This window comes from Acinetobacter tandoii (assembly GCF_008867985.1).
Taxonomy (GTDB): domain Bacteria; phylum Pseudomonadota; class Gammaproteobacteria; order Pseudomonadales; family Moraxellaceae; genus Acinetobacter; species Acinetobacter tandoii.
Genome location: NZ_VXLD01000003.1, coordinates 285,783 through 298,446, shown reverse-complemented (window position 1 = coordinate 298,446; position 12,664 = coordinate 285,783). Strand labels below are relative to the sequence as shown.

At 42.3% G+C, this 12,664-nt stretch carries 12 protein-coding genes; 8 read left to right on the top strand and 4 right to left on the bottom strand.

The features are described from left to right. The first annotated feature begins 97 nt into the window (after positions 1–97). The 3 genes from glmM to recJ are packed head-to-tail and all read left to right on the top strand — an operon-like array spanning position 98 to position 3,798. A complete protein-coding gene (gene glmM, locus F4W09_RS07475; protein WP_016168829.1) occupies positions 98–1,429 on the top strand; it encodes a phosphoglucosamine mutase in 1,332 nt (443 codons plus the stop codon). An 11-nt stretch (positions 1,430–1,440) separates the two neighbouring features. After that, on the top strand, positions 1,441–2,097 hold the full coding sequence (pdxH, locus tag F4W09_RS07470; protein ID WP_044738889.1) for a pyridoxamine 5'-phosphate oxidase: 657 nt from the start codon (positions 1,441–1,443) through the stop codon (positions 2,095–2,097). Then, positions 2,098–3,798, top strand: a complete 1,701-nt coding sequence (gene recJ / locus F4W09_RS07465; RefSeq protein ID WP_151504454.1) for a single-stranded-DNA-specific exonuclease RecJ — start codon at positions 2,098–2,100, stop codon at positions 3,796–3,798. Between the two features lie 56 nt (positions 3,799–3,854). Here recJ and F4W09_RS07460 read toward each other — a convergent pair whose 3' ends face one another. Then, positions 3,855–4,631, bottom strand: a complete 777-nt coding sequence (locus tag F4W09_RS07460; protein WP_044738891.1) for a putative porin — start codon at positions 4,629–4,631, stop codon at positions 3,855–3,857. Positions 4,632–4,940: 309 nt separating this feature from the next. Next, positions 4,941–5,780, bottom strand: a complete 840-nt coding sequence (locus F4W09_RS07455) for a putative porin (protein ID WP_151504453.1) — start codon at positions 5,778–5,780, stop codon at positions 4,941–4,943. A 182-nt stretch (positions 5,781–5,962) separates the two neighbouring features. On the opposite strand from F4W09_RS07455, the gene prfB reads away from it, so the two are divergent. The 5 genes from prfB (at position 5,963) to F4W09_RS07430 (ending at position 10,915) form a co-directional block, all read left to right on the top strand. After that, a protein-coding gene (gene prfB, locus F4W09_RS07450; protein ID WP_151504452.1) for a peptide chain release factor 2 occupies positions 5,963–7,058 on the top strand; the annotation gives its coding sequence in 2 pieces (ribosomal slippage) (positions 5,963–6,034 and positions 6,036–7,058; 1,095 coding nt in all). 141 nt (positions 7,059–7,199) lie between these two features. Continuing rightward, positions 7,200–7,499 (top strand): ArsR/SmtB family transcription factor, encoded by a 300-nt coding sequence (locus F4W09_RS07445; RefSeq protein ID WP_016168823.1) that lies wholly within the window; start codon positions 7,200–7,202, stop codon positions 7,497–7,499. A 26-nt stretch (positions 7,500–7,525) separates the two neighbouring features. Beyond that, a complete protein-coding gene (locus F4W09_RS07440; RefSeq protein WP_044738892.1) occupies positions 7,526–8,605 on the top strand; it encodes an alkene reductase in 1,080 nt (359 codons plus the stop codon). A gap of 99 nt (positions 8,606–8,704) precedes the next feature. Next, positions 8,705–9,985, top strand: a complete 1,281-nt coding sequence (locus tag F4W09_RS07435) for a 3-deoxy-D-manno-octulosonic acid transferase (protein ID WP_044738893.1) — start codon at positions 8,705–8,707, stop codon at positions 9,983–9,985. A gap of 222 nt (positions 9,986–10,207) precedes the next feature. Next, positions 10,208–10,915: a 16S rRNA (uracil(1498)-N(3))-methyltransferase gene (locus tag F4W09_RS07430; protein ID WP_151504451.1), complete on the top strand. Its 708-nt coding sequence runs from the start codon at positions 10,208–10,210 to the stop codon at positions 10,913–10,915. Here F4W09_RS07430 and F4W09_RS07425 read toward each other — a convergent pair. Next, entirely contained in the window at positions 10,895–11,830 is a 936-nt protein-coding gene (locus F4W09_RS07425; protein WP_044738935.1) for a mechanosensitive ion channel family protein, read from the bottom strand. The two genes, F4W09_RS07430 and F4W09_RS07425, sit on opposite strands and share 21 nt — an antisense overlap. 153 nt (positions 11,831–11,983) lie before the next feature. Then, entirely contained in the window at positions 11,984–12,565 is a 582-nt protein-coding gene (locus tag F4W09_RS07420; protein WP_016168818.1) for a DUF805 domain-containing protein, read from the bottom strand. Positions 12,566–12,664: the final 99 nt, after the last annotated feature.

The window sequence follows — 12,664 nt, the reverse complement described above, 5'->3', positions numbered from 1 at the left end:
CCGTCAACACTATGACGGTCTTTTTTGTTTTGGTGTAAAGTATTTCACTATGACAAAAGGTGGATAACAGCACCTAGCTATAAGAAGTGAGTAAAACATGAGTTATTTTGGCACAGATGGTATTCGTGGGAAATTTGGAGAATTACCAATTACGCCTGAATTTGCATTAAAACTAGGATTTGCAGCAGGAAAAGTCTTAAAAAAAAATTCGCAGAAAGAAAAGCCAATCGTCGTATTAGGTAAAGATACCCGATTATCGGGCTATATTTTAGAAGCGGCTTTACAGGCGGGACTAAATGCTGCGGGTGTTTATGTGCATTTATTAGGGCCATTACCAACGCCTGCAATTGCCCATTTGACTCGTGCTTTGCATGCGAGCTTAGGGATCGTGATTTCTGCATCGCATAACCCGTATTTTGATAACGGCATTAAATTCTTTTCTGGTGAAGGCAAAAAGCTGCCTGATGCATTGCAAGAAGCAATTAATCAAGAGTTGGAAAATGACTTGTTGATTGAAGATACTGCCAACTTAGGTAAAAGTGTTCGTGTGAAAGATGCGAACGGCCGTTATATTGAATTCTGTAAATCGACTTTCCCATATCATTATGATTTGTCAAATTTAAAAATTGTAGTGGATTGTGCTAATGGTGCTGCGTACAACGTGGGACCTGCCGTGTTTAAAGAACTCGGTGCCAAAGTAATTGCACTTTATAATGAGCCAGATGGTCTCAACATTAATAAAGACTGTGGTTCAACCCATCCTGAAAACTTACAGAAAGCTGTTGTTGAACATAAGGCAGATGTAGGGATTGCTTTTGATGGTGATGCGGATCGCGTGATTATGGTCGACCGTAATGGTGAACAAATTACAGGTGACCATATTCTGTATATTTTGGCGACACAAGCCAGCAAAAAACCAGCAGGTATTGCTGGTACAGTCATGAGCAACATGGCGCTAGAATTGGCATTAGAACAAGCTCAAGTGCCATTTGTACGCGCTAAAGTGGGCGACCGTTATGTGTTGCAAGCTCTTGAAGAAAATCAGTGGGTCATAGGTGGTGAACCGTCAGGTCATATCCTAACGCTAGATAAGAGCACGACAGGGGATGCGATCATTGCGGCATTACAAGTACTGACAGTAATGGTTGAACAGAATAAGCCATTGCATGAACTGGTTGCAGACTTCAATCTATTCCCGCAAGTATTGGTCAATGTGCGTTTGGAGCAGATGATAGACCCGTATGCAAACCCTGCAATGGTGGCTGAATTTGAAAAAGCGGAAGCACAGCTCGCAGGTCGTGGTCGACTTTTAATTCGTAAATCAGGCACGGAACCAGTGATTCGGGTCATGGTCGAAGGTGATCAACTAGAAGAAGTGACTACTTTGGCAAATCATCTTGCTGATGTTGTTCGTACCCAAGCCGCTTAAGGAATCATGTCATGAGCGATTTAATTAAAGATTTAAGTGAATTGCGGTTGAGTTATCAGAAAGGGGAATTACTCGAGTCGGAGGTTGAACAGCATCCGCATGAGCAATTTCTTAATTGGTTCAATATGGCGTTAGAGGCACGTTTACACGAACCTTATGCCATGTATTTGGCGACTGCCAACAGCCAAGGTCGTCCACACGTCCGTACGGTACTGTTACGCGGTGCAACTGAAGCGGGTTATGATTTCTATACCAATTATGATAGTCAAAAAGGCTTAGATTTGGTTGAAAACCCTTATGCTGAGCTATTATTTTATTGGCCCGAATTGGAGCGCCAAATTCGTGTCAGTGGTCGTGTCGAAAAAATTTCTGAAGATGAGGCAACAGCCTATTATCGAAAGCGCCCACGTGACAGCCAGATTGCTGCACATATCAGTACTCCGCAAAGTGGTGTGATTGCCAGTCGTGACGAGCTTCAGCAACGGTTCCAGAATTTACAAGAGCAGGTTGTAGATCAGTCCGAATTGGATAAACCTACTTTTTGGGGCGGCTATCGTTTGCAGCCAGACTATTATGAGTTTTGGCAAGGGAGACCAAATCGTTTACATGACCGTCTGAGTTATGAAAGAATCGATGGTAAATGGAAATTACAACGACTGATGCCTTAAATGACTCAGATACAAATTAAACAACGACCTTATTTAACACGCCCTGAAAATATTCAGGGCGTGTCACCTTTTATTGCACAAATTTTGGCGCGCCGTGGGGTGCAATCTGAACAAGAACTGGAATTAAAGCTAAAACATCTTTTAGCTCCGAATTTAAAAGGATTGCCTCAGGCGGTTGAACTGCTCGATCAAGCCCTCGATCAGCAAAAAAAAATCGTCATTGTTGGGGACTATGATGCAGATGGTGCTACCAGTACGGCATTAATGGTTTTGGCATTGCGAGAAATGGGGGCACAAGTGAATTATTTGGTGCCTGACCGCTTCAAATATGGTTATGGTTTAACCCCTGCGATCGCAGATTTGGCTTTTGCGAAGTTTCAGCCTGATGTTTTGGTTACAGTAGACAACGGGATTTCTAGCCATGCGGGTGTGGCTCAGGCACAAGCACATGGTATGCAGGTGGTGATTACCGATCATCATCTCACGACCAAAGAGACGCCTGCTGCTGAGGCTGTAGTGAATCCTAATCAATTGGGCTGTGAATTTCCAAGCAAAGCCTTGGCTGGTGTAGGCGTTGCGTTTTATCTGTTGGCGAATTTAAGTAGTGGTCGTGCTCAGCAAGGTAAATCCAGTGCCAAAATTGCGCAGTATCTGGATTTGGTGGCTTTAGGCACCTACGCAGATGTCGCTGCACTGGACTATAACAACCGTATTTTGGTCGATGCGGGCATTAAACGGATTCAGCAACAACAATGCCGCATCGGGATTTTGGCTTTATTGGAAATTGCTGGGCGTGATGCTGCACAACTGAAAGCCCCAGACTTAGGTTTTGTTTTGGGTCCACGGATTAATGCTGCGGGACGCATGGAAACCATGGACATTGGTATTGAATGTTTATTGGCAGAAGAATACAGCACTGCATATGCTTTGGCTCAGCAACTGAATCAGCTGAATGTGGAACGACGTCAAGTCGAAACTCAAATGAAGCAGGATGCTTTAACTGCTTTGGCACAATTCAAACTTGAGCTGAGCGAGACACCTGCTGCGTTGATTTTATTTGAACCCCATTGGCATCAAGGGGTGATTGGAATTGTGGCGGGGCGCTTAAAAGAACAGTTTCACCGTCCTGCCATTGTATTTGCTGCCGATGAAGATGGTGAACATATTAAAGGTTCAGCCCGCTCAATTGAAGGTATTCATATTCGTGATGCCATAGAAAACGTGGCAGAGCAGTTTCCACATTTAGTCAGCCATTTTGGTGGACATGCCGCAGCCGCGGGCTTAACCATCAAGAAACAGCATTTCGATGAATTTAAGCAGAATTTTGTTGAACTTATCCAAGGTATGGATGAGGCACTGTTTCAAGCAACGTTGTGGACGGATGATGTATTACCGACCGAGGCATTGAACTTAGATACGGTTCATCTATTGCAAAATTTAACCCCTTGGGGGCAAAAATTTCCTTCCCCTATCTTTGAAGGGCAGTTTCAGGTGTTGGATTATCGTTGGTTAAAGGAAATTCACCTGAAATTACGTCTGGCTTTGGAGAACGGGCAAGTGGTGGATGCGATTGCTTTTAATGCTGCGGATAAATTCAGCTTTGATCCGATGCAGTCTTCGGTACATTTGGTATATGAATTAGAACAGAATAGTTTTAATGGGCAAGTGAGTTTGCAATTGCGAGTTTTACATTTGCAATAATAAAAAAACCGCTGAATTCAGCGGTTTTTTTTAATTAAAGCTTAGGTAAATTAGAATTAGAAGCGGTATTTCGCTGCTACACCAAACTTGTTGTAGTCATTGTTACCAACTTCACCAAAACCTACACGACCTTCAAGGCTCACTTGCGGAGTAAAGAATTTACGTGCATTTACACCGAATTCATTGACATCGTTTAAGTCATTGCTGTAGTAGTCTGCACCCACACTGAAGCTTTTATCAATGAAATAGTCAGCAGCAAGGTTGTATTCGTCTAAGTCACCAAAAGAAGCACCTGCTTCAAGGTTGATGTCTTTACCATTGCTGAGTTGAGTGACATATTTTGCACGGATTGTAGGGTCTACACCGTCATCATGGTCATTGTCATAACCTTTAAGACCAGCAGCCACTAAGAAACCAGGTGCTGGTAAGTAACCCACTTCAGCGCTGTAAAGTGTGGTGTCAAAGTCAGCACCGTTATTGAATTTCACATCTTGGCGACCAACATTACCGCTCAAGTAGAAATCTGAGTTTGGAACAAAGTATTCAGCACCAACACCATAATTGTTGACTTCGTCATCACCTACTTCGTTATAAGCATAGTGCGCATTCACATTACTTGCGCGGTCTAGGAATGCAGCTTCGGCTAAAGGTGCATTACGGGTTTGAACTGGGTTGAAGTAATAGGTGCCATCTACACCAAAAGAACCGCTTGAGCTGCCGTTATCAGGATCGATTAGTCCAGCAGAAGCACCAACTTCGGCTTGGTATGCATGAGCTGTTCCAGTCATGGCAACGACAGAGAACAACGCTGAGGCAATTGCTAATTTTTTCATGGAAAGGACCCCTCTGAAACTTGGCTAAGAATAAATTAATTTTTTGTTACACTTTTAGTCTAGGGCAAAACAAGATTGCGTCAACAGCGTGAAGGTTACGGAATTGTTTCGGGCGTAATATTATGTAATTACCTTTTATTAAATATTTGATATATATTAAATTTAATAATTGTAGTGATTTATTAAAATTGTGGATTTTCTATGAATAGCATAGAAAATGGTGAAATATTCGACGAAATTGTAAGTAGAAAATACTAAAAAACACGCCGAATGGCGTGTTTTTTGGAAAGCTTTAAACGTCAGAAAATCTTAAAAACGCAGTGTGGCATTTAAATTAAAGCCTTGTATATCATCACCAAAACCAACTGCACCACCGACTGCAAAGTTTGGACTGAAGAAATACTTAGAGCGTACCGAGAAGAAGTCGATATCCTCATCGCCATCATCTTCTATGTTATAAGCCAGTCCAAAGCTAAAAGCAGGATCAAAGTAATAATCTGCGGCTAAGTTGATAGTGTCGACATCTCCCCAAGCACCCTCTGCTTCAAGATTGATAAACTGTCCTTGACCCACTGGTGCAACATATTTGGCTGCTAGCGCAAAACGGTTATCGTCATTGTCTTCATCTCCTTGGTAGCCATCAATCCCTGTAGCAAGGAGTAAGTTGGATATTGGCATATAACCGACTAAGGCGCGGTAAGTCGTGGCATCATAATCTTCTTTATATTTAGCGCTACCAAGCACCGATTGAATTTTAGTTTCATCTTTTGCTTGCCCAAAACCCACTTGACCGTTCAAATAAAATTGTTCGACAAAATATTCAATGCCAGCACCAATATGATGCGCTTTGCTTTCTTGAGAAACATTATTTCCTAAGCCATCGGATAGTGTTTTGCTGTCCCAGTAATTATAGGTATAGCTCAAAGAAGCATTGCTATTGTGACCCAAGAACGCAGCTTCATTAAGCGGTGCATTTTTTACTATAACAGGATTAAAATAAAAGGTTCCTTTCAGATCAAACTGTCCTTCAGCATCAGTAATATCATCATCGCGGTCAAAATAACTAAAGCCTGTATCTATTTGAGCATCATAGGCAAAACTTGAGGATGCTATGAGTGCCAAAGCTAAACTCGTAAGAACTTTTTTCATGTAATAAACCCCTAAAGTGGTTGTCGTTATAAAAGTGTTATGTTTTTTTTAAGTGGATCTATTGTTGATAAATCCATCAGTGCCGTCAATTCCTAATTGCAGGTAGTGGCTAAAAATCTCCAAATGCTCTGTGCTATAATTGAGGGCTATTTAAGCTAATTATTGATTTGAGAGCAGCTCCCGTGGAAATTAATCCTTATTTAAACCAATTAAAAGATTTAAACGACCGTGGTCAAACACTACGGGGGTATCTTTGACTACGATCTAAAGAAAGAGCGTTTAGAAGAAGTTTTACGTGAATTAGAAGATCCTACAATTTGGAATGACCAGAGCCGTGCACAGGCTATGGCTAAAGAAAAAGGCGAACTTGAAAACGTTTTAAACGTGTTGGATGGTTTAGCCACTCAACTTGAAGATGCACAGGCAATGCTGGACTTGGCCGTAGAAGCCGATGATGAAAGTCTGTTGGCAGATGTACAATCGGAATTATCTTCTGCCGAGGAAGAGCTGGCAAAACTTGAGTTCCGTCGGATGTTCAGTAACCCAATGGATCCAAATCCATGTTATGTGGAAATTCAGGCAGGTTCAGGTGGTACTGAAGCTCAAGACTGGGCGTCCATGCTGTTGCGTATGTATATGCGCTGGATTGAACGTCATGGCTTTAAAGCTGAATTGATGGAAGAGTCTGATGGTGATGTGGCTGGAATTAAATCAGCGACCATTCGTGTAGAAGGTGAATATGCCTATGGTTGGTTGCGTACAGAATCTGGCGTGCATCGTTTAGTACGTAAATCGCCATTTGACTCGGGTAACCGTCGTCATACTTCATTCTCTGCAGTGTTTGTTTCGCCAGAAGTGGATGATAACATTGAAATTGACATCAATCCTGCTGATGTACGTACGGATACTTATCGTGCTTCGGGTGCAGGTGGTCAGCACATTAACAAAACCGATTCTGCGGTACGTTTAACGCATGCCCCTACAGGTATTGTGGTGGCGTGTCAGAACCAGCGTTCACAACATGCCAACCGTGACCATGCATGGAAACAGTTACGTGCCAAGTTGTATGAGTTGGAAATGAGCAAACGTAATGAAGCTGCGCAAGCCTTGGAAGACTCGAAGTCGGATATTGGTTGGGGCAGTCAGATTCGTTCATACGTTTTGGATGACTCACGTATTAAAGATTTACGCACTGGTGTTGAAAACTCGAATACGGGTGCAGTATTGGATGGTGACTTAGATAAATTTATCGAAGCCAGCTTAAAGCAAGGCTTATAAGTCAATTATCATCAATAACTTAGCTAAGTTTGATGCAGTTTTTTACAATATATCTAAAATATTCGATATAAAAATCGAAAAAATACGATATATTAAAGAAAAGCTGAATCAAGCTTGCACATGATTGAACCTGTCTGAACTATGGATATTGATTTAATTTTTAAAGCACTGGCGAATCCGACCCGTCGACAAATTTTGGAATGGTTAAAACATCCTGAACAATTTTTGTCGAGTGACGAATGTGGTGACTTTAGACGAGGCGTATGTGCGGGGCACATTGAACGTTTAGGTAAAGTCTCGCAATCGACCATGTCCAATCACCTATCGGTGCTCCAGCAAGCAGGTTTAATTCAAGTCGAAAAATATGGGCAATGGTCTTATTTTTCCCGCAATGAAGCCTTGATTCAGCAATATATCGAACATTTGCAACGTTCACTTTAATTGAAAAAGTGGCGATCGAGGCGACTATGGCTGAATTGAATACTCCTTTAACTCTGGGTGATCTACACTTAAAAAACCGTGTGATTATGGCACCTTTAACGCGTAGTCGTGCAACAGCAGACCGCGTGCCAACTGCCATGATGGCGGAATATTATGCGCAGCGTGCAAGTGCAGGTTTGATTATTTCTGAAGCGACCGTGATTTCGGAAGAAGCCAATGGTTACTTGAATACACCGGGGCTATTTAATGAAGCACAAGTTGAAGGCTGGAAACAGGTCACTCAGGCGGTACATGCCAAAGCTGGCTTAATTGTGGCGCAGTTGTGGCATGTGGGTCGTGTATCGCATCCAGATTTACTCAACGGTGAAACCCCTGTTTCGGCAAGTAATGTGCAACAGAAAGGTTATGTCAGCTTATTGCGTCCAAAACGTGAATATGTGGTGCCCCGTGCTCTAGAAATCGCAGAAATTCAAGCCATTATTGAGCAATATAAACAAGCAGCGATTCATGCCAAAGCAGCGGGTTTTGATGGCGTTGAATTACACGCAGCGAATGGCTATCTGATTGACCAGTTCCTACAAAGTTCCACCAATTTACGCGATGACCAATATGGTGGCAGTGTCGAAAACCGCGCACGTTTGTTATTAGAAGTGGTCGATGCGCTGATTGAAGTTTGGGGTGCAGGTCGTGTTGGGGTACATTTGGCACCTCGTGGCGACGAACATGACATGGGCGATGCCAATCCACGTGAAACATTCGGTTATGCACTCGAAGAATTGGGTAAACGTAATATTGCCTTTTTCTTTACCCGAGAATATTTGGCAGATGACAGTATCAGTACTTACTTGAAACAACGTTCAGGTGGCGTACCATTGATTGCTAACATGCGTTTAAGCCGTGAAGATGCGATTGACTTATTGGCAACAGGACAGGCAGATGCGGTGTCTTGGGGTAAAGACTATATTGCCAATCCAGATTTGTTTGAGCGTTTGGTTCAAGATGCGCCTCTGAATGAGCTTAAGCTAGAAAACATGATCGGAACAGATGTAGCAGCAGGATATATTGATTATCCAACTTTAGCTGAAACTGAAACAGCAGTGGTTTAAATTGCTTTTCAGCTAAATTCACGACAAGATAACAGCGCAATTTACCCAGTGTGATAAATTGCGCTGTTTTATTTGTAATCGTTTTTTCGGAGCACGTATTTGGCTACTCCTTTTTGGTATAACGCAGCACTCGCAATGATTAAACCGCTGTATCAATGGCGAATCAAAAAACGGGCGCAAGATGAAAGAGCTTACCAACAAGAATGTCTTGAGCGTTTTGGGCCATTTCAAACGCCGAAAAACCGCAATGCGCTATGGTTCCATGCCGTTTCAGTCGGTGAAACGAATGCAGCACAGCCTTTAATTGAACATTATTTAAAACAAGGTCATCCTGTCTTGGTGACCAACACCACTAAAACAGGACAGGCACGAGCCAAATCTTTATTTGATAAAACACCTTATCAAGCCTTGTTTCAAGCGGTGTATTTACCTGCTGATCAAAAGGGTTTAGTACAGGGTTTTTTTCAAAAATATCAACCAAAGATTTTAATTTTAGTTGAAACTGAATTATGGCCAAACTTATTGGATCAGGCACAGTTCTTTAAAGTTCCCTCGATTTTGGTCAATGCACGTCTCTCGGAAAAATCAGCACAAGGCTATGCCAAAGTATCAGGTTTAACTCGCGCGATGTTACACGGGCTAGACCAGCTCTTGGCACAAGACCGAGCAACGGCTGAGCGCTTTATCCAGTTAGGCGCAGCTCAGTCAGTAACACAGGTGGTGGGCAGTATTAAATTTGATATTCATGCACCTGAATTGTTTGTGAAACAGGCGGCTCAACTAAAACAAGAATGGTCACTTGCTGAGCGAAAAATTATAACTATTGCCAGTACCCATGCACCTGAAGAACAAAAATTATTAAGTGCTTTAAAACCATATTTAGATGCACAGCCTGAACTGTTGTGCATTGTGGTACCACGGCACCCTGAACGCTTCGATGAGGTCTTTGCAATTGCACAAAGTTTAAATTTAAACACCACACGTCGAAGTTTAAAGCAAGAAATAGTGGCAGATAACCAAGTCTACTTAGCTGACTCAATGGGTGAACTGTGGTTGTGGTATGCCTTATCGGATGCCTGTTTTGTCGGTGGTTCGTTGAATGAACCCGGCGGTGGACATAATATTTTAGAGCCGATAGCCTTGGATGTGCCGACCGTATTGGGGAAAAACTATTTTAATTTTCAAAGTATTGTAGATGAATTTTTACATGCCGATGCAGTGAAAGTGGTTGAGAATGCTGAACAAGCCGCTGTCGTACTGATGCAGTTATTGGCAGATACTGGTCAAGCCCAACAATTAAATCAAGCAGCGCAGAAAATTATGCAGCTGAACAAAGGTTCCTTGGACAAGCATATTCAAGCCATTGATGGCTATTTATAAGTCTCTGAAATTTGAATGCGTTTGTCACAACCGCAAATATTGTGGATTCAGTTGATGCCTTTGTGTAGGTGATTCCTACTTTTCAGAGATGAAAAGTAGCAAAAATCTTTTGCGGTGCTGAAGGTACGTCCTGTACCTCAGCACCGCGGGCGACATCCCTGTCACCCTCTGCGATAGCATGTGCTGATTGAGCCTTTACTGATTGGATTTGTTCTCTTTATTATGAATATCGTTCTTTTAGACCCTCGCCAAACCCTATCTGAAGTCTGGTCAATTACATCCACTCGCCAGTTAGCGCACTTACGTACCCATCTGAATGTACAAGTTGGTGATCGCTTGAAAGTCGGGATCCGTGAAGGTCAACGCTATTTAACCGAAGTCCTGATGGTCAGTGATAGTGTCATTCAAGTGACACCCATTCAGACTGAACCTGTTCCTGCTAAATTGCCAGTAACCTTAATTGTGGCGATGCCACGTCCGAAAGTACTGCGGCGTTTAATCATGGACAGCGTGACGATAGGGGTGGAAAAAATTGTATTGCTAAACAGTTACCGAGTAGATAAAAGCTATTGGCAAACCCCTTTTTTACAGCAGATTGATCAATACGTGACCTTGGGATTAGAGCAAGCTGGCGATACAGTTGCACCGAAAATCGAAATTTATAAGCGGTTTAAACCTTTTGTGGAAGATGTATTACCGACGTGGATTACGGTTGAAAGACCTGCTTATGTGGCGCATCCTTATGCAGGCATGACTATGCCGAATGCGATTACACATGCCTGTGCCTTGCTGATTGGGCCAGAAGGCGGCTTTATTCCTTATGAAATTGATCTACTTGAAAAAAATGGCTGCCAAGCGGTGAGCTTAGGCAACCGAATTTTAAGAACGGAAACCGCAATTCCCTATATTTTAGGGCGTTTGTTTACCTGAAGTTTCTGCGTTCATGTAAGGAAGGTTCTGGTCACGGTGGACTTTTACCTCTTGTACTGGATAAGGAATATTAATATTGTGTTCATTAAAGGCACGTTTGACTTCGGCCTGAATTTCACTGATTGATGCCGCAATATTGGTTTCAGTAGTATCAATCCACCAACGTACGGTCAGATTCACCGAAAAATCAGCCAATGCACTGACATTAACCGTAAAGCCAGGTTGACTGAGGACATTACGATTTTTATCTAAAATGGCTGTAATAATGTTTTTGGCTTTTTGCTCATCATCTTCATAACCAATCCCCACCATGAACTCGCAACGACGACGTTGGTAAGCGGTATTCACCGTAACAGGGCTGGTATAGACGGTTGCATTTGGAATCACAATGCGGCGTCCATCATTAGAGCGTAAGAAGGTTGCGCGAATCTGAATATCTTCAACGGTCCCTTCCATATTATTAACAATAATATCATCACCTATACGGAACGGTTCACCGAGTAAAATCAGAATACCTGACAGCATATTCTGGAAAATGTCTTTGAAGGCAAAACCAATCGCCACCGAACCAATTCCCAAGGCACTCATCAGTTGCCCTGGAGTAAAGCCCGGAATGGCAATGACCATGGCAATTAGAAAACCAAAGAAAATAATGATACTGGTTCCGACACGATTCAGTACCAGCACCAGATTTTGTCGCGTATATGAGCGATTTTCTAAAGTTTTACGAACAAAGAACTTAAACACCTTAGACAATAGCCAGAAAATAACTATAACAATCAGGGCAATACAGAAATAGGGCACACGCTCCCAAAAACTGGCCATGATTTTATCAATGGTGGTGTAGGCGTCATTATATTTCGCAGTATGTGCAATCACGGTTTCAGCCGTTTTTGCACCTGCTTCTTGTATCATTTGAGAAGTGCCCTGAGCAACTTCGCTCAGGTTGTGTTGTTCTGCCACAGGAGATCCGAAACAATTTAAATTTGTCGCTATTTTGCCTGAAAAGTGCCAGAAAGATAACCAAATAGAACTGAAGTTATACAGCTTTAACGATGTGGATCACCGTTAAAAATATTCAGTCCCTTTTTGAATGACTTCTTGTGGGGTTTCGAGCTCACCAGCTCCCATCATATAAGAGATGAAACTGCCTGAAGCCATAAAACTTAACACAAACAAAATGATCATCAGCCACGCTAGAATTTTCTCCCAAACAGGTGTGGTACGTGGCGCACCGTATTGATTTAATCCTGCTGTACCCGAAGCCAATAATACATAAAATGCCATAAAAAAATTAACAAGCGGAATCAAGAACAACAACAGCATCCAGCCTGATTTATTCAGGTCATGAAGGCGACGGATCATAATCACCAAACTGAAATAAAAATACAGAATGAAAATGACCCAAAAACCAAGTCCAGCCACGCTTAAAAAGGTTTGTAAGACATTGCTTTCTAAAGAATAGGTACTGAAATTAAAAATTCCAAGGAACAGGCTTAACGCCAATGTGGCAAAAAAGGTGATTAGATTGAGAAAACCACTCCAAGCAATCAAGCTCAGTCGACCAAAGCGCCCTTGCATAGACAAAGGATTCTCATTTTGAGGTGAGACATTACGTGAGAAAAATGGTGATGTTTGCGGAGTGCTCATAGGCTTTCCTAGTGTGGATTCGGTAATGAAATGTTGCGTTTTGCAAAAGAAGATACGTGGCATTTCAGGAAAATTATAAGATGAATTTAAGCGCCAAAC